21 protein-coding genes are annotated in these 24,105 nt (G+C 55.3%); 16 read left to right on the top strand and 5 right to left on the bottom strand.

Features of this window, described 5'->3' with window-relative positions:
- Positions 1-16 precede the first annotated feature (16 nt).
- A complete protein-coding gene (gene sauS / locus BUC32_RS09860; RefSeq protein WP_073252136.1) occupies positions 17-1,387 on the top strand; it encodes an acylating sulfoacetaldehyde dehydrogenase in 1,371 nt (456 codons plus the stop codon).
- A complete protein-coding gene (locus BUC32_RS09855) occupies positions 1,384-2,880 on the top strand; it encodes an AMP-binding protein (protein ID WP_073252095.1) in 1,497 nt (498 codons plus the stop codon). Before sauS ends, BUC32_RS09855 begins: the two co-directional genes overlap by 4 nt.
- A gap of 286 nt (positions 2,881-3,166) precedes the next feature.
- Here BUC32_RS09855 and BUC32_RS09850 read toward each other — a convergent pair whose 3' ends face one another.
- The 4 genes from BUC32_RS09850 to BUC32_RS09835 are packed head-to-tail and all read right to left on the bottom strand — an operon-like array spanning position 3,167 to position 7,487.
- A complete protein-coding gene (locus BUC32_RS09850) occupies positions 3,167-3,967 on the bottom strand; it encodes a DNA-binding transcriptional regulator (RefSeq protein WP_073252093.1) in 801 nt (266 codons plus the stop codon).
- A gap of 48 nt (positions 3,968-4,015) precedes the next feature.
- Positions 4,016-4,996, bottom strand: a complete 981-nt coding sequence (locus BUC32_RS09845; protein ID WP_073252089.1) for a fumarylacetoacetate hydrolase family protein — start codon at positions 4,994-4,996, stop codon at positions 4,016-4,018.
- Positions 4,993-6,507 (bottom strand): bifunctional 3-(3-hydroxy-phenyl)propionate/3-hydroxycinnamic acid hydroxylase MhpA, encoded by a 1,515-nt coding sequence (gene mhpA, locus BUC32_RS09840; protein ID WP_073252087.1) that lies wholly within the window; start codon positions 6,505-6,507, stop codon positions 4,993-4,995. Before mhpA ends, BUC32_RS09845 begins: the two co-directional genes overlap by 4 nt.
- 8 nt (positions 6,508-6,515) lie before the next feature.
- Positions 6,516-7,487: a VOC family protein gene (locus BUC32_RS09835; protein ID WP_073252085.1), complete on the bottom strand. Its 972-nt coding sequence runs from the start codon at positions 7,485-7,487 to the stop codon at positions 6,516-6,518.
- A 530-nt stretch (positions 7,488-8,017) separates the two neighbouring features.
- Between BUC32_RS09835 and zwf the strand changes: the two genes are divergently transcribed.
- From zwf to BUC32_RS09810, 4 genes are all read left to right on the top strand, one after another.
- Positions 8,018-9,466 (top strand): glucose-6-phosphate dehydrogenase, encoded by a 1,449-nt coding sequence (gene zwf, locus BUC32_RS09825; protein WP_073252083.1) that lies wholly within the window; start codon positions 8,018-8,020, stop codon positions 9,464-9,466.
- A 34-nt stretch (positions 9,467-9,500) separates the two neighbouring features.
- Positions 9,501-11,309 carry a phosphogluconate dehydratase gene (gene edd, locus BUC32_RS09820; protein ID WP_073252081.1) on the top strand — a complete coding sequence of 603 codons (1,809 nt, stop codon included), beginning with the start codon at positions 9,501-9,503 and terminating at the stop codon, positions 11,307-11,309.
- A 3-nt stretch (positions 11,310-11,312) separates the two neighbouring features.
- A complete protein-coding gene (gene eda, locus BUC32_RS09815; RefSeq protein WP_073252079.1) occupies positions 11,313-11,963 on the top strand; it encodes a bifunctional 4-hydroxy-2-oxoglutarate aldolase/2-dehydro-3-deoxy-phosphogluconate aldolase in 651 nt (216 codons plus the stop codon).
- A gap of 166 nt (positions 11,964-12,129) precedes the next feature.
- Positions 12,130-13,800: an amidohydrolase gene (locus BUC32_RS09810; RefSeq protein ID WP_073252077.1), complete on the top strand. Its 1,671-nt coding sequence runs from the start codon at positions 12,130-12,132 to the stop codon at positions 13,798-13,800.
- Positions 13,801-13,821: 21 nt separating this feature from the next.
- Here the strand turns inward: BUC32_RS09810 and BUC32_RS09805 are convergent, their stop codons facing one another.
- Positions 13,822-14,517 carry a Crp/Fnr family transcriptional regulator gene (locus tag BUC32_RS09805; RefSeq protein ID WP_073252134.1) on the bottom strand — a complete coding sequence of 232 codons (696 nt, stop codon included), beginning with the start codon at positions 14,515-14,517 and terminating at the stop codon, positions 13,822-13,824.
- A gap of 518 nt (positions 14,518-15,035) precedes the next feature.
- Between BUC32_RS09805 and napF the strand changes: the two genes are divergently transcribed.
- From napF to BUC32_RS09750, 10 genes are all read left to right on the top strand, one after another.
- Positions 15,036-15,539 carry a ferredoxin-type protein NapF gene (napF, locus tag BUC32_RS09795; protein ID WP_073252073.1) on the top strand — a complete coding sequence of 168 codons (504 nt, stop codon included), beginning with the start codon at positions 15,036-15,038 and terminating at the stop codon, positions 15,537-15,539.
- Complete coding sequence (locus BUC32_RS09790) at positions 15,533-15,802, top strand: chaperone NapD (protein WP_073252071.1); 270 nt, start codon at positions 15,533-15,535, stop codon at positions 15,800-15,802. Before napF ends, BUC32_RS09790 begins: the two co-directional genes overlap by 7 nt.
- A gap of 14 nt (positions 15,803-15,816) precedes the next feature.
- A complete protein-coding gene (gene napA / locus BUC32_RS09785) occupies positions 15,817-18,318 on the top strand; it encodes a nitrate reductase catalytic subunit NapA (RefSeq protein WP_073252068.1) in 2,502 nt (833 codons plus the stop codon).
- A gap of 24 nt (positions 18,319-18,342) precedes the next feature.
- A complete protein-coding gene (gene napG / locus BUC32_RS09780) occupies positions 18,343-19,209 on the top strand; it encodes a ferredoxin-type protein NapG (RefSeq protein WP_073252066.1) in 867 nt (288 codons plus the stop codon).
- Complete coding sequence (gene napH, locus BUC32_RS09775) at positions 19,209-20,132, top strand: quinol dehydrogenase ferredoxin subunit NapH (protein ID WP_073252064.1); 924 nt, start codon at positions 19,209-19,211, stop codon at positions 20,130-20,132. The genes napG and napH overlap by 1 nt, the downstream gene beginning before the upstream one ends.
- Before the next feature lie 22 nt (positions 20,133-20,154).
- Positions 20,155-20,592 (top strand): nitrate reductase cytochrome c-type subunit, encoded by a 438-nt coding sequence (locus BUC32_RS09770; RefSeq protein ID WP_073252062.1) that lies wholly within the window; start codon positions 20,155-20,157, stop codon positions 20,590-20,592.
- 32 nt (positions 20,593-20,624) lie between these two features.
- A complete protein-coding gene (locus BUC32_RS09765; protein WP_073252060.1) occupies positions 20,625-21,257 on the top strand; it encodes a NapC/NirT family cytochrome c in 633 nt (210 codons plus the stop codon).
- Between the two features lie 95 nt (positions 21,258-21,352).
- Positions 21,353-21,871 carry a DUF2478 domain-containing protein gene (locus BUC32_RS09760; protein WP_073252058.1) on the top strand — a complete coding sequence of 173 codons (519 nt, stop codon included), beginning with the start codon at positions 21,353-21,355 and terminating at the stop codon, positions 21,869-21,871.
- Between the two features lie 54 nt (positions 21,872-21,925).
- Entirely contained in the window at positions 21,926-23,041 is a 1,116-nt protein-coding gene (locus BUC32_RS09755; RefSeq protein WP_073252055.1) for a THUMP domain-containing class I SAM-dependent RNA methyltransferase, read from the top strand.
- A gap of 101 nt (positions 23,042-23,142) precedes the next feature.
- The gene (locus tag BUC32_RS09750; RefSeq protein ID WP_073252054.1) at positions 23,143-24,099 is read left to right on the top strand and encodes a hypothetical protein; all 957 of its coding nucleotides are present in this window, start codon (positions 23,143-23,145) and stop codon (positions 24,097-24,099) included.
- Positions 24,100-24,105 lie beyond the last annotated feature (6 nt).

Below are 24,105 nucleotides of genomic sequence, written 5' to 3'. Positions count from 1 at the left end.
AATTGTTGACCAGATTATGGAGCGCGCGCGCCGCGCACAGCACCGCTTTGAAACAGATGGGTCGCAAGAGCTTTTTGACCGGGCGGCACAGGCGGCCGGGTGGGCTATCATGGAGCCATCTCGCAATCGTACACTGGCAGAGCTGGCGGTCAGCACGACCGGGCTGGGAAATGTCGAAGACAAGATAATAAAGAACCATCGCAAAACGCTTGGGCTGATGCGCGATATTGCTGGCGTGAAAACGCACGGCATCATTGGCGACGATCCGGCCACAGGAATTACCGAAATCGCCCGCCCAATTGGTGTGGTTGGGGCGGTCGTGCCGTCAACCAACCCGGCGGCGACTCCCGCAAATAATATCATTAATGCGCTGAAGTGTGGCAATGCCATCGTCTTGTCACCGTCGCCCAAGGGGATTCCGTCTTGTGAAACCCTTTTGGGATACATCCATGCAGAGTTCGCCAAGTGCGGCATCGACCCGGACCTCGTCCAGATGGTCCCGGCACCGGGCTCCAAAGACAAAACTCAGCGCATGCTGGAGAAAGCAGATCTGTTGGTTGTCACCGGTTCTCAGGACAATGTGCGCCGGGCCTATTCCAGCGGCACACCAGCGGTTGCCGTCGGGGCGGGAAATGTAACCGTAATTGTCGACGAAACGGCTGACCTCACGGCCGCAGCGCAGAAAATCGCGGCATCCAAGACCTTTGACAATGCCACGTCCTGCTCGTCGGAAAATGCCGTCATCGTCCTGGACGAAGTCTATGACGCCTTTGTCGCCGAAATGGCCAAGGCGCGCGGGGCCCTAATTCCGGCAGAAGGTGCGGACAGCATCATCGCCAAACTGTGGCCTGACGGGCATCTGAACAGGTCGGTCATCGCACAGGATGCACGCGTTATGATCAAGGCGCTTGAGTTGACGGATCAGGTCCCCAGCGGCACTGAATTTGTCGCCGTGGAAACAGATGGGATCGGTCCCGATCACCCACTTTCGGGGGAGAAACTCAGCCGTGTTCTTGCGTTGTACCGTGCCCGTGATTTTGACGATGCCGCAGTTACGGTTGAGCGTATTCTGGACTATCAGGGCGCGGGCCATTCTGTTGGTTTACACACAACAGATGACAAGCGAGCGGTGTTTCTTGGGCAGGTCCTGCCAACCTGTCGGGTGATCGTCAATCAGGCGCATACCTTTGCCACCGGAGGCGCCTTTACCAATGGCATGCCTTTTTCGTTGTCGATGGGGTGCGGCAGTTGGGGCGGCAATTCGATAGATACCAACGTGCATTGGCGACATTTCACGCAAACGGCTAAAATCATTCGGGAGATCCCGGCCAATGAACCCGCTGTCGAGGATATCTTTGGCGCGTACTGGGCGGAAACAGGGAAATGATGATTGATCCTAAAACGCCGCCTCAGGGAACCTTGCGCGATTGGGTTGAAATGCGTGCCATTGCGGGGGGGGCGGGGTTCACCTTTCCCGAAGGTGCGCCGGACCTCACATGGGAAGAACTGCGCGACACGGCAAAGGCGATCGCCGAAAACCTGACGTCACGGGGTGTCAAAGCCGGCGAAAGCGTGGCCATTGTCATGCCCAATGGTCGCGACGCTTTGAATTGCCTGTTTGGCGTTCTCTACGGTGGGTTTCGCGCAACGATGATCAACCTCGTCGCCGGGACAGATGCGATTTCCTATGCGCTGGACCACAGCGACGCTCGCTTTGCTTTTGTGGGGGCGGCGCAACAGGCGCTGTTTGACGGAGCCGCAGGGTCTGAAAACATTCAGGTTGTCGATCCCAACCAACGGGCTGGTGCAGCGGTTGATCTGCACAAGGTGACACAGCAAAGTCATGCTTTGTTGATGTACACCTCCGGCACCACAGGTAGACCGAAAGGCGTTGTTCACACGCAGTCCAGCCTGTTGGCCGGAGGCTGGACAACAGCCGTTGCGCATCAGCTTAGCAATCAGGACCGGGGCTTTTGTGTTTTGCCGATCTACCACATCAACGGGCTTTGTGTCAGCGTCATGAGCTCGCTCGTCTCGGGTGGATCCCTGGCGATGTGTTCCAAGTTTTCGGCGTCCACCTTTTGGGCTAATGTTGGGCAATCACAGGCGACGTGGTTCTCGGTTGTTCCGACCATTATCTCGCACCTTCTGCATTCAGATACCGAACCTGATAACGAAACCCGATCCCGTTTGCGGTTTGGCCGCTCGGCCTCGGCGCCACTATCTCCCGATGTGCACCGTGCTTTTGAAGCCCGCTTTGACGTCCCGATCATCGAAACCATGGGCCTCACCGAAACGGCGGCTCAGATTTTGTCCAATCCGATGCCTCCGGGCGAACGCAAGATCGGCTCTCCTGGAATTTCGTTTGGCAATGAAGTCTCTGTATTGAATACGGATCTGGCAGAGGCCGCCCGAGGCCAAGAGGGTGAGCTGGCGGTGCGCGGCCCCAATGTTTTGCTTGAGTATTTGAAAAACGAAGAGGCCACATCCTCAACCTTCACACCAGATGGATGGATGCGCACCGGAGACCTCGCGCGTCAGGATGAGGACGGGTACGTCTTTATCACGGGGCGACTCAAGGAGTTGATTATCAAGGGTGGTGAAAACATTGCGCCCAGAGAAATTGACGATGCGCTTTATTCACACCCCGACGTTATTGAGGCCGCCGCCTTTGCGCGCCCTTGTAAGGTCTACGGAGAACGTGTCGAAGCGGCAGTCGCCCTCAAGGAGGGGTCTTCGCTAAACGAGGAGGCCTTGACCGAGATTTGCATCTCGGTGGTTGGCAAATTCAAGGCCCCCGACAAGGTGCACTTGATGGACGAACTGCCCAAAGGACCCTCTGGTAAGGTGCAAAGGCTGAAGCTGGCGGAGATGACCTAAGTACAAAAGCGAAATTGGAAAAAAATTGGAGCTATTGCAGGAATGGGTGGCGCGCCCAAGCCCCGGAATACCGCGCAGTGTGCGAATGCCCAAGCCAAGATCGTCAGAGTCGGCTTGGGTTTTTAGCGATGCCATCGACAATGCGGCGGAATCCAGATTTGTAGTCATTTGTGTTTCACAGTGAGCGTTCCCTGCCGTTGACTGGCCGGATTACAGCTTTCGGCGTATACGACGATACCAAGTTAGCCGATGTTGACTGCATGGTGGCCAGAGCGCTGGCAATTGCTCAGCGACGCTCGTCTGACCCCGCGTCTTCCAACATTTGAAATTCGGCCGCAATATCTGCTGAGGATGCCTGTAAAGCTACGGCATATCTTTCGATTGCCTGTTGCATTGTCATCGCTTTGGTGACCCAGATAATCGATAGGCAACCGATGGCGCGGTCATTGGCAAGGATTGGGACAGCAAGGCTCGAGGTTTTTGGCCGGAACGTGCGTGGGTCACGTGTGGCATAGCCCTGCTGAAAATAGGCCGTCAGGTTCTGGTCTAACCAATCTGACTTCAGAAAAGGGATGTCTTCGGGTACAGCCTCGGCACGCAGCAAATCGATGATGAGGTTGCGCTCCTTTGGGTCGCAAACCGACAGATAGGCCCGTCCAGCAGACGAGCGCAGAATTGGAAGACAATAACCGATCATGCCGGGATCGACCGACAAAGGGCTCCGACTGTGGGTCGATTCCTGAACAATCATATGGGAGTCTTCGTAAATCGATAGATCAACCGGCCAGGCGTGGGTGTTTGTGAACTGCACCAAAATGGGGGCTGCAACATGGCAAAGACGCGAACGCAACGACCCATTGTCACCCAATGCTGCCGCGAGAGGCGACACGCGCGCACGATTGTCGCTGCTTGAGTAAAGGATATACCCCTCGACTTCTAATGTGTGCAAAAGGCGATAGACGGTCGGACGTGGCAGGTTCAGTTCAGCTGCAATCTCGGTCACGCGGGCTGCACCGGATCGGTTCAGGAACCGCAGAATGCTCAACCCACGCGCCAGTGCTCGCACTGTATCCGTATTCTCTGCCATCGACGTCCCCTCTCGTGGCGGGAGCCGATCCGCACACAAGCCGTAGTGTCATCCGGCTACGACCGTCTGGTCAATAGCACCAAAGATGCTTACGCCATCCTCGCCCAGCATTTCAAAACGGATCGTATCACCAGGTTGCATGAATCTTGTCGCAGCATTGCCGTCGCGAATGGTCTCAATCATGCGCTTTTCGGCCAGACAGTTTGAGCCGACGACGTCATGGTCTTCGTTACTCACTGTGCCAGATCCGATGATCGTGCCCGCCGCAAGATCGCGGGTGCGCGCCGCATGGGCAATCAGATCGGGAAATTCAAAGGTCAGGTCTTTGCCTGCATGCACGCGGCCATAGTCCTCGCCGTTGTAAGTTGTCAGCAATGGCAGGTTGACCCGCCCGCCGGTCCAAGCTTTGCCCAGTTCGTCGGGCGTAACGCAAATAGGAGAAAACGCGCTGGCTGGCTTGGACTGAAAGAACCCAAAGCCTTTGATCAGTTCAGGCCGCATAACATGGCGCAGGCTGATGTCATTACACAGCAGGATCAGCTTGATATGCGATTTGGCTTGTTCAGTACTGCACCCCATGGGCACATCATCGGTAATCACCGCGATTTCACCCTCAAAATCCAGCCCCCAATCGGTATCAACACAAGGGATCGGATCAACCGGCCCCAGAAAGGCATCGCTGCCTCCCTGATAAAGCATCGGATCAGTTTGTGAATTCGCGGGCATTTCAACCCCGCGCGCTTTGCGCACCAGCCGCATATGGCTGAGATACGCACTTCCATCGGCCCATTGAAACGCACGGGGCAAAGGTGAGGCAAGGGTTGTTGGATCATAGGGCAAAGAGTCCAGTTTCCCAGCCTCTAACTGCGCAGAGAGAGTCTGCAACTCAGGTGCAACCTGCCCCCAGTTTTCAATCGCGTCGCGCAACGTCGGAACAACCGAGGTGGCCAGAGCCATCCTGCTTAGGTCGCGCGACACAACAACGGGCGTTCCGTCACGGCCACCGGATTTCAGGGATGCAAGTTTCATATTGCGGGTTCTTTCATTCTTGGATCGGACAGGGGAGACGGAAAGGGCAATGCGGCCAGTACCGCGATGTCTTTCGGTGTTATGGCGCTGGCGGCAATGTATTTGTCAGGGCGGATCAACACCGCATTTGTCCCCAACTCATCCAGCGTATCGTTCAATTTTGGGTGGGCTTCCCCATCCAGCACAGGAACAGCGGCAAAGACGTCTTTGGGCAATGGCTGACGCAGGATCAGCACGGGCCTGTAGCCGACAACATCATCCAGCAGCGTTCCGTCACGCAGCACTGGCTGTCCGAACAATTGCCCTTGGTGCGGTGCGCCACTGTCAACCAGGCTCGGCAGGCTGCTGGGTCCAAGCGGGGGCGCAATCGAGGCCATGCGCGCACCACCTGTCGGATTTCGCTCTGCCTGTTTCAGCGCGCTCTCGCGGTCTAGGGAATTTATCAACCCACCCAAACGCATCGCCGTTTCAATAAATGCACGCGCATTTGGTGCGCGTTCTGCCTGATAGCTATTCAGCAGGTCGGCACTTGCCTGACCTTTGACAACCAATGCCAGTTTCCACGCCAAGTTGGACGCATCGCGAATGCCTGCACACATGCCTTGCCCCATGAACGGTGGCGTCAGATGTGCCGCATCTCCTGCAATCATCAGCCGACCCTTGCGCCAATGCTGTGCCACTGCCGAGCGGAAAGTATAAACTGCACTGCGCTCCAGCTCCGCCTCTTTTGGCTCGATCCACGGCGCGAGAAACTGCCATATCTTCGCTTCCTGCGTAACCTCTGCATCGGTTTCGTCTTTCAGAACGGTGATTTCCCACCGCCGCCGGATACCCGGGCTGCGGCAATAGGTCATCGGGCGCTCCGGGTTACAAAACTGCACCGAATAGTTCCCTAGATCGGGCCGGTCGCGTTTGAGTAGCAGATCAACAACAAGCCAGCGTTCGTCAAACCCAAAATCATCCATGCCTTCGCCAATGGCACCACGCACCTGTGACTGTGCACCGTCACAACCAACGACAAATTTGGACCGTACGTTCAACACGCGGCCATCAGCAGAACTGCGGCAGCTTAGCATGACACTGTTTTCGCTTTGCTGGACAGACAGGACTTCGGTGTGGGTCAACACTTCAACCCCCGCACGACTAGCAAGCCTGTCGCGCAGCAACTGTTCCAGATCAGGCTGGTGCAACCGGTAACTTGCATGCCAGCCTTGCGGTCCAATTTCCTGCGGGCGCGGCCAGTCCAGCAGTAGCGTACCGTCAGGGTCGACGAACTTCATGCCCGGATTGACCCGCACCTTGCGATTCAGATCATCCGCAATTCCAGCGGCTTGAAACACGCGCATCGTTTCGTCATCAAAATGCACCGCACGGGGCAGGTGATACATCGCTGACTCGCGCTCAATCACCGTCACTCGGACACCACATTTGGCCAGCAAGTTGGCCAGCGTTGCGCCGGTCGGTCCATAGCCAACAATCGCAACGTCAGTCTGGATGGTTTGCATATTCATCTGCCCTCTCAACGACGCCCGCGCATCTCGTAAAGCCATGGGCAATCAACAACCGGTGGCGCGCGCCGCCCGTCGGCGGCCGCCTTGAGCCGCAAGTCAACAAAGGGTTGTCGGTCAGCCTCGGGCAGATACAGGCGGTCATGCCCCCAAAAGCTGGGCCCCACAGTTGTTTCATGCGGCTCCCAGGTGGTCGGATCAATCACACGTCCACCCCAGCCGTTTTCCACAAAGAACCCGGAAGGCGAGTTAGCGTAAAAGCTGGTCATGTAATCGTTTGTGTGGCGGCCAAGAGTGTAGGCGATGCCATTGTCCTGAAGACTGGCCAGGTCATACCCTTGCCCCACGTCATCAAGGTTATGATATTCAACCATGAAATGATGAAACCCGGAATTGCCGGACCCCACGATAGCAAAACTGTGGTGACGCCCGTTGACATGAAAGAAATAGAGCGGCACTGGCGTCAGCCCGTAATCGCTGACGGCAAAGCCCAGCACATCACAGTAAAACGGCAACAAAGCTGTGGCGTCTGGCACATGCAACACCGCGTGACCCATGCCAAGTGGCCCTGTTTTGAACCCGTCAATTGGGCGACCAGGGGTAAACGGCTCGGGCGATTTCTGCGGATTCCAAACCAGTTCAATCCGATTGCCTGCCGGATCATGGGTGACAATCAGATCCTCAACAAAGCGCCTGTCAGCCAGCGCGGGATCCCCTTGAACAACCTTGTGTCCGGCATTGTCCAACCGCGCAGCAAACTCCTGTAGGTCGGATTTCTGCGATACCTCCCAGCCAATAAAGGCCAGTGTTTCCCCGGGTTCGTCAGAGACAACCAAGCGCTGCACAAGATCATCCATCCGAAACGACAGCTGTCGTCCACCATGATCCGCAAGCTGCATGGCCAGCACTTTGCCTGCAAATTGTTTCCAGTCGTCGGTCCGGTCAGACCGAACGCCAAGATAGCCCAATGATTGAATTGGCATGTTTGCCCTCTCCGCAGCTTGTCCTCAAACTAACCAATGTCCAATAGGGGCAGAAGCGATTTCCTTTGGAGAGTCCGCTAGGTGGACGGCGCTTTTGGGTCAGGGATCATGCTGGGAAGGCTGCGATTGTGTGGTCTATGCCGCGCAACTGATGAATTCCTCCTCGCTGCAATCTCTCAAAATCTCCGCAAACTCACCAAGACCCTTCCGGCGCCGCAGAAAACCCGCAAAGTCTGACAAGAAAGGTGCTCTCGACTTCATCCGAGCACTGCCTTCTGCTCCGCAACACTTTGTTTCCCCACGGTATCGGGGGAAAATTCCCACATCAAAATGTTAGCGCTATCATTTTGTGTATGTGTTATGATAAAAGGCACCAACGCAGCGGCAGATAGGCAAAACATGACACTCGATAAAGTAGCCAGTCCTTGGGGGAATCCTAAAGGTTTAACATGTTCTGCCTGTTCACCGCAAAGTGGCCGATTAGTGGTGGACTGATGCGTCATCTAACACTCAACCCTCGGAGTTAAACCATGGTTTCTCGCGTTATTCCGGTCGATTCATTTGATCTTGTGCTGTTTGGTGTCACGGGTGATTTGGCACGCCGCAAAATCCTCCCCGGTTTGTTTCACCGCTTTATCGTCGGCCAAATGCCTGAAGATGCGCGCGTGATTGGATCGGCGCGCACGGATATGGATCGGGCTGGGTTTCAGAATCTGGTTCGCACAAGCTTACTTGAATTTGCACCGGAAACCGCAAAAAGCAACGAGGCCCTGAGTGCTTTTTTGGACAGGCTTGATTACGTCAAAGTCGATGCCACGGGGGACAAAGGATGGTCGGAACTGGTTGAAACTTTGCGGCCCGATGTTGTGCGCGCGTTTTACCTGTCAGTCACGCCATCTCTGTTCGGGCCAATTGCGGCTAATCTGAGCGAACATGGTATTGCGACACCGGACTCGCGGATCGTTGTTGAGAAACCTTTTGGCCGCGATCTGGAGACTTCAAAGGCCTTGAATGCTGAACTGCGTCGTTGCTTTGATGAGCATCAGATTTACCGGATCGATCACTATCTGGGTAAAGAAACCGTTCAGAACCTGATGGCGCTACGCTTTGCCAATTCTCTGTGGGAACCTTTGTGGAACTCTACTCATGTGGATCACGTACAAATCACCGTGTCCGAAAGTCTTGGGGTTGAAGGGCGCGGTGAGTACTACAATCGCTCAGGTGCAATGCGCGACATGGTGCAAAATCACCTTGTACAACTTCTGTGCCTGACCGCGATGGAGCCCCCGTCAAAGCTGGCATCAAACGCCGTGCGCGATGAAAAGGTTAAAGTCATTGAAGCACTGGAACCAGTGCCTCAGAGTGACATTGTTCGGGGCCAGTACCGCGCAGTGAGTGGCAAAGACAGTTATGTCGAGCATGCAGGTGATCCCAACAGCCTGACCGAAAGCTTCATTGCGATGAAGATCAATATCGGCAACTGGCGCTGGGCCGGGACGCCTTTTTATCTGCGCACGGGCAAGAAATTGAGAGCCCGCAGCTCGGAAATTGCGATTGTGTTTCGTGATCCACCCCACATGATTTTCCCCAAAATGGAAGGTCGGCGCGGGAATGCACTGATTATCCGATTGCAGCCTGACGAAGGCATCACCCTGCGCACCACGATCAAGGAACCAGGCCCGGGAGGCATGCGGTTGGCCGAAGTAACGCTGGATATGACCTTTGCAGAAGCCTTGGGTGAACAGGCCCAGGCGCAGGATGCCTATGAGCGACTGATTATGGATGTAATCCGCGGCGACCAGACACTGTTTATGCGCGGTGACGAAGTCGAGGCCGCCTGGGAATGGGCGGACCCGATGATCGCTGGCTGGGAAGGCGCCGCCTTGAGGCCTGCGCCTTACGACGCTGGTAGTTCAGGGCCAGAAGACGCCCTGATGTTGTTGCACCGCGACGGACGTCGCTGGCGTGAAATCGAATGACGACGCACAGGAAATTTGAAGGATTGACCAGAACATGACTTTGAACCCCAAACTGGAACGCGTGACCCAAGCCATCATTGAGCGCAGCGCGCCCACCCGTTCGGCGCATCTAGAGCGCATGAGGGCTGCCCGCTCCAAAGGCCCGGCGCGTGCGCATCTATCCTGCAGTGGACAGGCCCATGCCTATGCTGCGTCTGGGTCTGACAAGGCTTTGCTGTGTCAGGGGGATGCCGGCAACCTTGGCATCATCACGACCTACAATGATATGCTGTCCGCCCACCAACCGTTCGAGCATTACCCAAATCTGATCAGGGATGCAGCGCGTCAGGCTGGTGGCACGGCGCAGGTCGCGGGCGGCGTTCCCGCCATGTGTGATGGTGTGACCCAGGGCGAAGCTGGCATGGAACTTAGCCTCTTTTCTCGTGATGTTATTGCGCTGGCCGCGTCCGTCGGCCTTAGCCACAACACATTTGATGCTGCTGTTTTTCTGGGTGTTTGCGACAAGATCGTGCCCGGCTTGGTGATCGCCGCACAAGCCTTTGGCCATTTGCCAGCGGTGTTCTTGCCTGCCGGACCCATGACAAGTGGTCTAGCGAACGATGAAAAAGCCAAAGTGCGCCAAAAATTTGCACTGGGTGAGGTGGGTCGCGATGCCTTGATGCAGGCAGAAATGGCCGCCTATCACGGGCCCGGAACATGCACCTTTTATGGCACTGCCAACACCAACCAGATGTTGATGGAGTTCATGGGGCTGCACCTGCCCGGCTCCAGCTTTGTCAGCCCAAACACTCCGTTACGTGATGCCCTGACCCGCGAAGGCGCAAAACGGGCACTTTCGTTGAGCAATCTGGGCAACAGCTATACACCGGTTTGCGACATTCTTGATGAGAAAGCATTTGTAAACGGGATTGTCGGATTGAATGCAACGGGTGGGTCAACCAATTTGCTTATCCATCTTGTTGCGATGGCGCGTGCAGGTGGGATCATTCTGGATTGGCAGGACTTCTCGGACCTGTCCGAAGTGACTCCGCTGATGGCGCGTGTCTACCCCAATGGATTGGCCGACGTGAACCATTTTCACGCAGCAGGTGGATTGGGCTATATGATCGGAAGCCTTCTTGAAAATGGCCTATTGCACCCGGATACCAAGACCGTCGCAGGCGTTGGGTTGCAGAGTTACACGCAAGAGCCGCTTTTGCAGGATGATGAATTGGTTTGGCAAGACGGAGCTCCCCAAAGCCTAAATGAAAAAATATTGCGCCCGGCGTCTGATCCTTTTCAGTCAACGGGTGGATTGTCCAAGCTCACGGGATCATTGGGCACCGCCGTAATGAAGGTGTCCGCCGTGGCACCAGAACATCGCATTGTCGAAGCGCCGGTACGGGTTTTTCATACGCAGGACGATGTTAAAACCGCGTTCAAGGCAGGTGAGTTGACCGGTGACCTTGTGGTTGTCGTGCGCTTTCAAGGTCCCAAAGCGAACGGAATGCCAGAGTTGCATAGCCTAACACCCTTGTTGTCAATTCTTCAGGGCCGGGGGCAAAAAGTTGCGCTGGTCACTGATGGGCGTATGTCCGGGGCCTCGGGCAAAGTACCTGCAGCCATTCATGTTTGTCCCGAAGCTGTCGATGCAGGCCCAATTGCACGCTTAATGGACGGCGATATTCTGCGGGTCGATGCCGTCAAAGGAACGCTTGATATTCTCACGGCAGGTGTATTTGAGCGGCCCGCCGCGGTTTCAGACCTGTCTGAAAATCAGTTTGGTATGGGCCGCGAGCTTTTCTCGGCGTTTCGCAATACTGTCGGCACCGCCAATACCGGCGCGACTATTTTTGAGGGATAACTCATGACACTTGCTCCTATCGAGGCCAGTCGCCGAACGCGTGAACTTTGTGCACTGGCGCCGATTGTTCCGGTTTTGGTTGTCGACGATGTGGCTTCTGCCAGACCCTTGGCCGAGGCCCTTGTTGCTGGTGGCCTGCCGGTTCTTGAAGTGACACTGCGCACGCCTACCGCTTTGGATGCCATTCGCGAGATGAGCACTGTACCGGGTGGCTATGTCGGAGCTGGAACACTTGTGACACCGGAAGACGTGCGCGCGGCCAAAGCGGCAGGCGCAACCTTTGGTGTCTCTCCGGGTGCAACGGACGAATTGCTGGCGGCCTGCGCTAAGGAAAATCTACCGCTGTTGCCAGGTGCGGCCACAGCCAGCGAAGCCATGCGTCTCTTGGCGCAGGGCTTTGACATGATAAAATTCTTTCCGGCCGAAGCTTCAGGTGGCGCGCCTGCGCTCAAAGCTATTGGCGCGCCGTTGCCTCAGATCACGTTCTGCCCAACGGGCGGAGTTAGCCCGCAAAACGCTGAAACCTATCTAAAGCTCAATAATGTGCTTTGTGCTGGTGGAAGTTGGGTCGCACCAAAAGAAATGGTCAAGGCCGGACGCTGGGGCGACATTGAAGCATTGGCCAAAGCCGCCTCTCAGCTTGGAAAGATCTGACATTTGAGCTTTTGGCTTAGCTAAAACTCACGTGGCCCCATGCTTGGGTATGTTGCCAATGTCTGCTTGCAGAGTCAGAGTGCCTGCAAGCATCGCATGTGGGCATTTCAAATTTGTCGGCCCTCATGACTGCGGATGAACATGAGCTGCCAAAGGACAAACGTTGATGTCTCCAATTCCTGATTTGATTGTCGTAAACGGCAATTTGCTAACCTTCGACAAAAGTAAACCTGCGGCGCAAGCACTTGCAGCGTCGGGAGGTGTGATAACCGCAGTTGGCACAACGGCTGATATCCGCGCATTGGCAAGTTCTAAGACAAAGATTATCGATGCTGCGGGCGGTACTGTTCTACCGGGATTTATCGACAGCCATGTACACCTATTCGGGGGCGCCGCAGAACTGGATATGCTGGATTTGCGGGATGTGCGTGGGTTTGATGCATTGAATGCTGCTATTCGGGCCTATGCAGCGGGCCGGCCAGATGATCCGCTTATTATGGGCGTATCCGCGGACTATGACATTATCGGAGCGGGGCATGTCACTACACGGCACGATTTAGATCGGATATTGCCGGATCGCCCTGTTGCCCTGATGGCAGCGGATCACCACACGGTTTGGGCCAACACAATTGCCCTGGAACAGGCAGGTATCTTGCACGGCGGTTATGTGCCCGAAGGGTCCGAAATTGTCATGGCCAAAGATGGTACAGCGCAGGGTCAACTGAATGAGACCGGCGCTTTTGGTCCGGTGTTGAGTCTGTCCATTTTAGGGGGGCGCGACCTTTTGGGGTATGTGACGGGGGCGGACCCTGAACCCCCAGCCACCGCCAAGGAACGAGAGTTTGACAAAGAAGTGCTCCTGCGGGGGCTGAACCACTGTGCCAGCCATGGCATCACCGGGCTGCATAATATGGATGGCAACTTTTACCAGCTGGACCTGCTGAGTGAACTTGAGGGCGAAGGTCGCTTGCCTGCGCGGGTTCAGGTGCCAATGCATCTGAAAAACTATGACCCGCTGGACCGGCTTGCTGAAGCCGACGAAATGCGCCGCCAATTCAAATCGGACAAGGTGTGGTCGGGCCGGGTCAAGATGTTCATGGATGGTGTTCTGGATAGCTACACTGCACTGATGCTGAAACCATACCCCGGCAAACCCAAAAGCACTGGCGACGCCGTATTCGAAGCAGACCATTTCAACGAGGCCTGTATTCGGGCCGATGCGATGGGGTTGCAAATCAGTGTGCATGCAATTGGTGATGGCGCTGTGCGGCGGACGCTGGATGGCTATGAGGCTGCGCGCAAGGTCAATGGCGTGCGCGACTCGCGTCACCGGGTCGAGCACATTGAACTGATCGACCCTCAGGATATTCCACGTCTTGCAGCGCTGGGAGCGGTAGCCTCGTTGCAGCCATTGCACTCTCCTGAGGGCGGGTTGTTCGAGCCATATGACGTCGACGACATTCTGACAGAGTCTCAAATCCCTTTTGCATTTGCTTGGCGTAAGATTCGCGAAAGTGGGGCAAAGACCTGTTTTTCAACAGATTGGCCCGTCGTGCCGGTGGATGTCATGATGACTGTTGCGGGGGCAGTGCAAGGAACCCAATTGCCGGCGCCTTGGGCGGATAACCGGCAGAACCTGGAGGCCACATTGTCGTCTTACACGCGCGATAACGCTTGGGTAGAGTTCAATGAGCATCGCAAAGGTCTGCTGAAACAGGGCTACATGGCTGACATAGCGATAATGGATCGTGACTTGATGAATACGTCAGCGGAGCAACTGGCCAACGCGCAGGCAATCACTACGATCTGCGGTGGCGAAGTGACTTTCACCAGATAGCCCGGGTCAAATACCTGAATGTCAGGCATCCTGTCGGGTTAATTCCTCGAGGCGGGATGCGTCCAGCACGTGAATATGACGATGGGCACTGCGCAGAATTCGTTGCCGTTCCCAACGTGATAAAAGACGGCTGACAGTGTGTAGGGTGCTCCCGGTCATTTCCGATATGATTTTGCGGGTGACGGGAAAAGCAATTTGCACACCCGAGTCGGTGTTGCGGCCATGCTGCTTCATCAACCGCAGAACGGCTCGGGCAACGCGTTGTTCAACGTGTTGCGTGGCCAGTTCCATGATCTGGTTATTCATTTCTGAGACACGTTGACCGACTGTTTTATACGCCTCTGCCGCGAAACCTTCGTAGCGCCCGGCAAAGTCATCCCACAGCGACATTGGCCAAATCAGAACGATGCATTCAACTGCCGCCATCGCGCTTGCCGGGTAGGTGTCGCGCCCCAAAGCCCGGGCGATTCCAAAAAGCTGACCCGGAGGGATATGTAGGGAAATGACCTTGTCTCCTTCCGCGTTCAAACGCTCAACACGTACATGCCCGTCCAGCAAAAGGAAGAATTGCTTGGCGTCCTCAGCCTCTTCAAAGATTGGCTTACCGGTGGGGACCCGACGCAATCTGGCAAGGTCCAGCACTTCTCTGAGCTGGTCATCCTCCAGCCGTCGAAATGACGACAAAGAATTCAGCAATGATTTGTCCAGCTTGTTCACCAAAAACCTACGAACTTTGTGAAAGCGCAAACTTGGTTTTGTTGATTACCGCTATATGAAAACACGCACAATAGCCGCAACCACGACCGCGTGGATAAGGCGCACTTGCGTGCTGCGTTTACGGCCCCCGCATTCACGGAGCCATTTGGATAGGATCTGGGCAAAATGGCATCCATAGATGTCAGCTTAGCGAACCAAAGGCAAAATGACGGGAGAGCTAAACGCCAATTTCTGGCCCGGCTTTTAGGACCAACTCATGTCAAATCTTGGATAGGTGCAAAAATACTGGCGAGGCCATGGCTCGTCAAAAATAAGCATTTTAGAGTTACCTTTTTGAGTGGAAGGGCCTGTTTTACGTGGATTTCTCAAAAAGTATTCAAAATTACAGATGCTTACGTTGGATCGGCATTTGCGGAAATCCAGCAAAACCATGATCTAGATCAAGAATTTTTCTCGCCGAAATGGCTAAGATACGCGTCGAACAGAGAATTCGAATACCGAGTTCCGGAGACGCGAAAATGACTTCAGTGCCATCAAGACGAGCCTTTCTCAGAGGACGCTTTGAAGCGCCTGCTGTGATGCGCCCGTTTGGTGCCATCGCAGAGCAGACATTTCACAATACCTGCACCAGCTGCGGGGATTGCGTGTCGGCTTGCCCGGAATCGATTCTGTTCAAAGGTGAAGGTGGGCTGCCTTACGTCAATTTTTCGCAAGATGGGTGTACCTTCTGCGGCGACTGCATTGAGGCCTGCGAGACAGGTGCTTTGGTTGCCGATCAACCGTGGTTGTGGTCTGCGTCAATTGCCAGCACCTGCTTGTCCGAAAAAGGCGTGCAGTGCCGCACCTGCCAGGATCACTGTGACGAACGCGCCATACGCTTTCAACTCGTGCCCGGTGGGCGCGAAAAACTAGAACTCAATTCCTCGCTTTGTACCGGTTGCGGCTATTGCGTCGCGCCTTGTCCGGTCAATGCGATTTCACTTACCCAATTCACCCCTTCAACGGAGGCCAGCCGATGCTGAATATTTGCGGATGCCTTGTTCACACGATGCCCGAAATGACGGACAGCGTGATTGCCGCGATCAACGAGATCGAGGGCGGCGAGGTTCACGCTCAGGAAGACGGACGCATTGTCGTGACCGTCGAAGACACTGAAACCCAGCGCGCTTCGGAACAGATCATGGACATGCACCAGATCCCGGGCGTTTTGACCGTAACCCTTACCTACCACCATTTCGAGGAGATGGGCGCATCTGCCCCAAACCTCGACCAACCAACACACTGAACGGGAGATAGCCCATGACTTTGCCAACTTCCCGCCGCACGTTCCTGAAAGCAACCGCCGCTGCTGCAACAGCGTCGGCTGCTGGGATCACGCTTCCTAATGCTGCCGCGGCGCAGCTTAACGGTTCCGACATTCGCTGGGACAAAGCCGCCTGCCGCTTCTGCGGAACAGGCTGCTCGGTTCTGGTCGGCGTTAAAGACGGAAAAGTGGTCGCCACACAAGGCGATCCAGAAGCCCCTGTGAACCGCGGTTTGAACTGCATCAAAGGCTATTTCCTGTCCAAGATCATGTACGGACAGGACCGTCTGACAACACCGCTGCTGCGTAAAACCAATGGCGTCTATGACAAAGAAGGCGAGTTCGAGGCTGTGTCCTGGGACGAAGCCTTTGACGTGATGGCCGACAAGTGGAAAGAGACCATCAAGAAAAAAGGCCCGACAGCCGTGTCCATGTTCGGCTCTGGCCAATGGACCATCTGGGAAGGCTACGCCGCCGCCAAATTCATGAAGGCCGGCCTGCGTTCCAACAACATCGACCCCAACGCCCGTCACTGTATGGCGTCGGCTGTGGCATCGTTCATCCGGACATTCGGTATCGACGAACCAATGGGCTGTTATGACGATCTTGAGCACGCGGACACCTTTGTGCTCTGGGGATCAAACATGGCCGAGATGCACCCGATCTTGTGGTCGCGTCTGACCGACACCCGCCTGACCAAGCCGGGCTGCGAAGTGCACGTTCTGTCGACATTCGAGCATCGCTCGTTTGAATTGGCTGACAACGGTATGATCTTTGCGCCACAAACAGATTTGGCGATCCTGAACTACATCGCGAACTACATCATTCAAACTGGTGCTGTGAACGAAGAGTTCGTGAACAACCACGTCAACATTACGAAAACCGCCACCGATATTGGTTATGGTCTGCGCCCAACGCATGAGCTTGAGCAAGCTGCCGAAAATCCATCACACGAGGGTAAGCACGGTAAACTCACCAAGATTACCTTTGAAGAGTATGCGGCAGCGGTTGCGGAATATACTGTTGAAAAAGCTTCGGAAATCTCTGGTGTTCCAGCGGCGCAACTTGAACGCCTGGCCAAGCAATATGCGCACCCAGATCGCAAGGTGATGTCTCTCTGGACCATGGGCTTTAACCAGCACACACGTGGGTCCTGGGTTAACTCGCTGATGTACAACGTGCACCTTCTGGTTGGCAAAATCGCTGAGCCGGGCAACTCGCCTTTCTCGCTGACAGGTCAGCCATCTGCTTGTGGTACCGCTCGCGAAGTGGGCACCTTTGCGCACCGTCTGCCTGCCGACATGGTGGTCATGAAAGAAGCGCACCGTGATTTTGCCGAAGACAAATGGGGCCTGCCAAAAGGCACTATTCCTGGCAAACCCGGCTTCCACGCTGTGCTTCAGCACCGCAAACTGAAAGACGGCGACCTGAATTGTCACTGGGTTCAGTGTACAAACAACCTTCAGGCGGCTCCGAACATTAACGAAGAAGGTTATCCCGGTTATCGTAACCCGGAAAACTTCATCACGGTGTCGGATCCCTATCCAACAGTGACAGCCATGGCTGCTGACCTGATCTTGCCCACTGCAATGTGGGTGGAAAAAGAAGGTGCCTATGGTAACGCGGAGCGTCGTACACAGTTCTGGCGTCAGCAGGTCGATGCACCTGGTGTGTCCAAGTCTGACGTCTGGCAGGTCATGGAGTTTTCGAAACGCTTTAAGGTCGAAGATGTGTGGCCAGAAGAGCTGATCGCGCAGAAGCCAGAGTATCGCGGTAAGACCCTGTACGAAATTCTGTATGAAAACGGTAAGGTTAACAAATACCCACTGTCGGAAACTGCAGAAGGCTTTAACAACGAAGAATCCAATCACTTTGGCTACTACGTTCAAAAAGGTCTGTTCGAAGAGTACGCTGACTTTGGTCGCGGCAAGGCCCACGATCTGGCCGAGTTCGATGTCTACCACAAAGCACGTGGCCTGCGTTGGCCCGTCGTGGACGGCAAAGAAACCCTCTATCGCTTCCGCGAAGGCTATGACCCCTATGTCGAAAAAGGCAAAGGCGTTCAGTTCTACGGCAAGCCCGATGGCAAGGCGAACATCATTTTCGCCCCCTATGAGCCCGCCGCAGAAGAGCCTGATGCAGAATATGACCTGTGGTTCGTAACGGGTCGTGTGCTTGAGCACTGGCACTCGGGGTCGATGACCCGTCGTGTGCCCGAGCTGCACCGGTCGTTCCCATCGGCAGTGGTCTATATGCACCCTGACGATGCCAAGGATCGTGGTCTGCGTCGTGGTCAGGAAATCGAAGTCTCGTCGCGCCGGGGCTCTGTCCTCAGCCGTGTCGAAACTCGTGGCCGGAACAAAATGCCTCGCGGCGTAGTGTTCATGCCATGGTTCGATGAAGGCCAACTGACCAACAAGTTGACCTTGGATGCGACCTGCCCGATCTCGAAAGAGACCGACTTCAAGAAATGTGCAGTGAAGATTGAACGCGCTTAACTTGCTGTAAGGAAAGAAAAAACCATGTCCGCCCATATCCGCAACACTTCGTCGATGGATCGACGCCGTTTCCTACAGGATTCGGCGCGCGGCCTGACGGGGTGCGCGGTGGCGGGCATGGGACTTGCCTATTTTATCTCAGATGCCCGCGCGTTGCCTGCGCAGGCGCTGCGCCCGCCCGGAGCCTTATCCGAGCCCGATTTTCTTGCTGCCTGTATTCGCTGTGGCCTTTGCGTGCGAGATTGTCCCTATGACACTCTGGTATTGGCTGAGCTTGGCGAAGATGGTGCTGCCACGGGCACGCCGTATTTCACCGCCCGCGATATCCCCTGCGAGATGTGTGAAGACATTCCTTGTGTCGCCGCCTGCCCGACAGGTGCGCTCGACAAAGACCTGACCAATATTGACGACGCCGATATGGGTGTTGCGGTTTTGATTGACGAAGAAACCTGTCTGAATGCGCTGGGCCTGCGGTGTGATGTTTGTTACCGCGTTTGCCCAGTGATTGACGAAGCCATCACACTGGAACGCAGTCACAACGAACGCTCGGGCCACCACGCGATTTTCATGCCTACCGTGCATGCGGATAAATGCACCGGTTGTGGCAAATGCGAGAAATCCTGCGTGTTGCCGAATGAGGCGGCCATCAAAGTTTTGCCGCGCCGGATTGCGCGGGCAGACGCTGCCGATCACTATAAACTTGGCTGGGAAGATCGAAACCCATTGGTGGATGATTTGATCGATCTGCCCGACCGTCTTCCCGGACCCGGAACCGACAATCTTGTGGCCCCCGGTGGGTATTTGCCCGCTACCGAAGGCATTCCTGAGGCCAGCATGGACGGCGGGTTTAATCCGGGCCTGAAATTGCCTGGAACGGGAGGGTCGAACTGATGAGTAACAAGACCAAACTCCCCGTCGGCCAAGAGGCGATTGAAGAATTCGGCTGGATGTATGCGCATCGGTTCTTGCTGTTGCGGCGCGCGACACAATTTTTCTTCCTTGCCATTTTCCTACTAGGACCTTGGTTCGGCATCTGGTGGTTCAAGGGCAACCTGTCCGGGTCGATGACTTTTAACTTCCTGCCGCTGAATGACCCCTTCATCACGGTTCAATCCTTTGCCGCTCTGCATTGGCCGGAAACCACCGCTTTGATTGGCGCTGTGATTGTGGGCGTGATCTATGCCCTGATCGGTGGGCGGGTGTATTGCTCTTGGGTGTGCCCGATCAACCCTGTGACGGATGGCGCCCATTGGATTCACGAAAAGCTGGGCATGCAAAAAGGCTGGCAGCCCAAACACAACACCCGCTACTGGATCCTGGCTATGGTGGTCGCGGTTTCTGCCGCCACCGGCACCATCGCGTGGGAGTTTGTGAACCCGATCTCAATGCTGCACCGTGGCCTGATCTTTGGCATGGGCTTTGCCTGGGCCTTTGTAGTCGCCGTGTTCCTGTTTGATATTTTTGTTTCGCGCCGTGGCTGGTGTGGACATCTCTGCCCAGTTGGCACTTTCTATGGCCTTTTGGGAACGAAATCGGTTGTGCGTATTTCTGCCGTGAAACGGTCGGAATGCGATGACTGTATGGACTGTTTTGCAGTCTGCCCCGAAATGCACGTGATTTCGCCCGCGCTTCGCGGCAAGGACGAAGACACAGCCCTGATCCTTTCACCCGACTGCACCAATTGTGGTCGATGCATCGACGTCTGTGCCATGGACGTCTTCAAATTCACTCACCGTTTCGATGATACGCCCGCTCCTGGACGTGTCCAACGAACCAGAACTCAACCTGCAACCGGGGCCAGCAAAGCCGCCTGAGCAAGCAACGGAGTATAAACCCATGAAGAAGCAAGCCCTTATCAGCGCCATCGCCGCATCGGCCATGATCGCTGTCGCCAGCTTTGCCATCGCGCAATCGGCGTCTGACGTCCAAACCTTGCGCGGTGCCGACGTTGATGAACCAATTGGTGTGGAAGATGTCTTTCACCAGGATAAACAGCGGTTCACGCGGAACTATCGCCAGCAACCGCCATTGATCCCGCACACAATTGAGCAGTATCAGATCGACCTCAAGGCCAACCGTTGTCTAAGCTGCCATGACTGGACAACCGCAGGCGAGCGCAACGCGCCGACCCTGTCGATGACCCACTATATGGATCGCGACGGCAATCAGTTGGACCGCGTCGCCGGCACCCGTTGGTTCTGTAACCAGTGCCACGTACCGCAAGCCGATGCACCAGCATTGGTCGATAACACGTTCAAGTCCTCGGGCAACTAAGCTGTGGCTGACTGAAAACGAGGAATGGGAATATGACAGATAACAACTCTCAAGAACCACGTCCCGGCGCCATTCGTCGCCTGTTCAAGTGGTTCCGCACCCCAATTGGCGCTGTCAGCCTTGGCTTCGCTTTGGTGGTGTCATTTGTGGTCGGCGTCGTCTTTTGGGGCGGTTTCCACTGGGCCATGGAAATGACCAATACAGAAAAGTTCTGCGTCTCGTGTCACGAGATGAAGGACAACGTCTACGCCGAATACCAAGGCACCGTTCACCAGAACAACTCGTCCGGTGTGCGCGCGACCTGCCCGGATTGCCACGTGCCCAAAGAATGGGGTCCTAAAGTGATCCGCAAGATCCAGGCTTCCAAAGAGCTTTACGGTCACTTCATTACCGGCGTGATCGACACACCTGAAAAGTTCGAGGATCATCGTCTGTATTTAGCATCACGTGTCTGGACCGCGATGAAGGAAACCGACTCGCGTGAATGCCGCAACTGCCATAAGTTCGACTATATGGACTTTACACAGCAGGAAAATCGCGCGGCCGAGAACCACCAGAAGGCACTGGACACAGGTAAAACCTGTATCGACTGTCACCAGGGCATCGCGCACAAACTGCCCGAAGGATATCTGGACGCCTACAAGAAAGTTTCGGACGACCATTAAGGTTGCCTGTTGCTTCCAAGCACTACGTTTCAAGCCCCTTTGACGGGGCTTGAAATTCTTACTTTTTTGACACTTCTCACAATCCGGAGCTGACCATGAGAATTGCATATACTTTGGCTTCCGGACGCGGCGAAACCAACATTTTGGTCGCAGATCTGGTGCAGACACTGCAGGCGCAAGGTGTGCGGTTGTGCGGCACAGTACAGATCGATATCGACCGGGATGTGAACGAAAAATGCGACATGGACGTCCGAGTTCTGCCAGACGGCCCAACGATCCGCATTTCTCAGTCACTGGGCAAAAACGCGCGCGGGTGCCGTTTGGATCCGGATGCTTTGGAGCAGGCCGTTGCCTTGGCTGAAAAGGCTCTGGATGAAGGCACAGACCTTCTGATTGTTAACAAATTTGGCAAACACGAAGCAGATGGCCGCGGATTTCGCAACACGATTGCGCGAGCCTTAGAGCTGGGCGTGCCAGTGCTGGTTGGTGCCAACAAATTGAATGTTGATGCCTTGGTCGAATTCTGTGGTGGCATTGCCGAGCCTCTCCCGGCGGAACCTGATCGCCTCTTGCAATGGGCTCTTAGTGAATTGGCCTCTGCCAAAGCAGCCTGAGTCCGCGCACGTTTTAGGCTCGCAGCATCGCGGCATTCTCGCTATGCAGGCCGCATGAGACGGAAAAACACATTCGAAATCTTTCTTGTTGCAGCTCCGGGGATGGAAAAGTTCCTGGGCCAGGAAGTCCGTGAAAAGGGTTTTGAAAAATCCAGCAATCTGGTCGGTGGCGTTTCGTTTCGCGGGGATTGGTCAGACGTGTGGCGTGCAAATCTCGAACTGCGCGGCGCGACCCGTGTTTTGGCGCGTATCGGTGCCTTTAGTGTCTCCCACCTTGCGCAGCTGGACAAACGTGCCCGTGAATTCCAGTGGGCAAAGGTTTTGCGCCCGGATATTGCAGTGAAGGTTGATGTGACCTGCCGAAAATCCAAGATTTATCACGCAGGGGCCGCCGCCCAACGTATTGAAACGGCCATAACCGAAGAACTGGGCGCGCCGATATCCAAGGATGCAGAGGTTGGTATAAAAGCACGCATCGAAGAGAACCGCTGTGTTTTGAGTATCGATACCTCCGGCGAGTCCTTGCACAAACGCGGTCACAAGACATTCACCGGCAAGGCGCCGATGCGCGAAACGCTGGCGGCATTGTTCCTGCGGGAAAGCGACTTTGATGGTACCGAGCCGGTGATTGATCCGATGTGTGGCTCCGGTACATTCATAATTGAGGCTGCCGAGATTGCTGCCGGGTTTCAGCCGGGACGGGATCGCAGTTTTGCTTTTGAACAGCTAGCAACTTTTGATGCCGAGGCTTTTTCAGGAATGCGGCGGCCCGTAGTCCGTGAACCTGTGGATCAGGTTTTCAGAGGATTTGATCGCGATGCAGGTGCCATTCAGGGAGCGGTTGCAAACGCCACACGGGCAGGGGTCAGCGATCTGACCGAATTCACCAATCAGGCGCTAAGCGATCTCCACCCACCAAAGGGACCCAAGGGGCTGGTCATTGTGAATCCGCCTTATGGGGCTCGGATCGGCGACAAAAAGGCGTTGTTTGGTCTGTATGGAGCGTTAGGAAAGACGTTAAAAGAGCGTTTCAGCGGATGGCGGGTCGGGATTATTACGACGGATGCGGGGCTTGCGCGTGCCACGGGTTTACCCCTGCTGCCGCCGGGACCGGTAGTCGCGCACGGTGGGCTCAAAGTGAAATTGTTTCGCACGAACCCTTTGCCCTGAGTGAGGCTCTTAAGTCGAATTTGTTTATCAGCCCAGCAACTCAATTGTAGCCCTTGCCAATGCGTACTGGTACTTTTTGGCTGACATTAAAAGGAACGCAAATGAACTGGTTGCTTGCTCTGGTCGCAATTGGCGTCGGCCTTGCGCTTTGGATTCATTATACGTTCGAGGGTGAAAGCCTTTTGCGAAACCTATGGCGTGAATGGCGCCTTGGGCGGAGATCTCTTAACGAGTGGGATCGGGAGTGGCAGCACAGCACCAGCAAATCCGATGTTGTTGTCAGCCTGACGACAATTCCCAGTCGAATGGGGGTTGTCGATACAGCGCTCAAGGGATTAATGGATCAATCCCGGCCACCAAAACGAATTTATCTCAATGTGCCGGAATGGTCTAAACGTGAGAATTGCGTTTACGAAGTGCCAGAGCACCTGACCAATCTGTCAAGCCTTGTGGTTCGGCGTTGCGAAGATTGGGGGCCTGCCACCAAGGTCATTCCGACACTTTTGGCCGAAGATGCGGATCAGTTGATTATGGTGGTGGATGACGACAGAATTTATCCACGCAACACTCTTGCAGCGATTGAACAGCAGGCCGCGTCGCATCCTGACAAGGCGCTGGGATGTGCGGGTTGGGTGGTTCCAAAAGACTTCTTGGATCGCCCAACAACGATACTTTCCAACTTGCTAAAGCAGCCTCCGGCGCCAATTCGAGGCCACCGTACGCGCAAGCCTGTTGAGATTGATGTGCTTCTGGGGGTGTTCGGCTATGCACTGCGCCCCCGATTTTTCGACCTCGGCAGGTTGACCGATTTTTCTGACACTCCAAGAGCTGCATTTCTGGTGGATGATGTTCGAACCAGCGCGCTGTGCCGTGTTGCCAAATTCGTGGTCCCCATACGATGCCTGAGCTTCTTGCCGCTCAGGCGGCGCCGTCAATACACAGAGTCTGCACTGGCACATTTGAACCGGGGTGACGGAGACTTGGAAAGCCGTAACAATACCAAAGCCATCCAACACTTCCGTGACCTATGGCGGGTTGGCGGGAACAACTTGCAATGACTCGCA

Origin of the sequence: Shimia gijangensis, assembly GCF_900142085.1 — a bacterium.
GTDB lineage: Bacteria > Pseudomonadota > Alphaproteobacteria > Rhodobacterales > Rhodobacteraceae > Shimia > Shimia gijangensis.
The sequence above is the reverse complement of the archived record's forward strand: the minus strand, read 5'-3'. Positions and strand labels throughout refer to the sequence as shown.

Coding starts and splice junctions, on each gene's coding strand:
- sauS (WP_073252136.1), top strand. CDS start 17: ATGGAGCGCGCGCGCCGCGCACAGCACCGCTTTGAAACAGATGGGTCG.
- BUC32_RS09855 (WP_073252095.1), top strand. CDS start 1,384: ATGATGATTGATCCTAAAACGCCGCCTCAGGGAACCTTGCGCGATTGG.
- BUC32_RS09850 (WP_073252093.1), bottom strand. CDS start 3,967: ATGGCAGAGAATACGGATACAGTGCGAGCACTGGCGCGTGGGTTGAGC.
- BUC32_RS09845 (WP_073252089.1), bottom strand. CDS start 4,996: ATGAAACTTGCATCCCTGAAATCCGGTGGCCGTGACGGAACGCCCGTT.
- mhpA (WP_073252087.1), bottom strand. CDS start 6,507: ATGAATATGCAAACCATCCAGACTGACGTTGCGATTGTTGGCTATGGA.
- BUC32_RS09835 (WP_073252085.1), bottom strand. CDS start 7,487: ATGCCAATTCAATCATTGGGCTATCTTGGCGTTCGGTCTGACCGGACC.
- zwf (WP_073252083.1), top strand. CDS start 8,018: ATGGTTTCTCGCGTTATTCCGGTCGATTCATTTGATCTTGTGCTGTTT.
- edd (WP_073252081.1), top strand. CDS start 9,501: ATGACTTTGAACCCCAAACTGGAACGCGTGACCCAAGCCATCATTGAG.
- eda (WP_073252079.1), top strand. CDS start 11,313: ATGACACTTGCTCCTATCGAGGCCAGTCGCCGAACGCGTGAACTTTGT.
- BUC32_RS09810 (WP_073252077.1), top strand. CDS start 12,130: ATGTCTCCAATTCCTGATTTGATTGTCGTAAACGGCAATTTGCTAACC.
- napF (WP_073252073.1), top strand. CDS start 15,036: ATGACTTCAGTGCCATCAAGACGAGCCTTTCTCAGAGGACGCTTTGAA.
- BUC32_RS09790 (WP_073252071.1), top strand. CDS start 15,533: ATGCTGAATATTTGCGGATGCCTTGTTCACACGATGCCCGAAATGACG.
- napA (WP_073252068.1), top strand. CDS start 15,817: ATGACTTTGCCAACTTCCCGCCGCACGTTCCTGAAAGCAACCGCCGCT.
- napG (WP_073252066.1), top strand. CDS start 18,343: ATGTCCGCCCATATCCGCAACACTTCGTCGATGGATCGACGCCGTTTC.
- napH (WP_073252064.1), top strand. CDS start 19,209: ATGAGTAACAAGACCAAACTCCCCGTCGGCCAAGAGGCGATTGAAGAA.
- BUC32_RS09770 (WP_073252062.1), top strand. CDS start 20,155: ATGAAGAAGCAAGCCCTTATCAGCGCCATCGCCGCATCGGCCATGATC.
- BUC32_RS09765 (WP_073252060.1), top strand. CDS start 20,625: ATGACAGATAACAACTCTCAAGAACCACGTCCCGGCGCCATTCGTCGC.
- BUC32_RS09760 (WP_073252058.1), top strand. CDS start 21,353: ATGAGAATTGCATATACTTTGGCTTCCGGACGCGGCGAAACCAACATT.
- BUC32_RS09755 (WP_073252055.1), top strand. CDS start 21,926: ATGAGACGGAAAAACACATTCGAAATCTTTCTTGTTGCAGCTCCGGGG.
- BUC32_RS09750 (WP_073252054.1), top strand. CDS start 23,143: ATGAACTGGTTGCTTGCTCTGGTCGCAATTGGCGTCGGCCTTGCGCTT.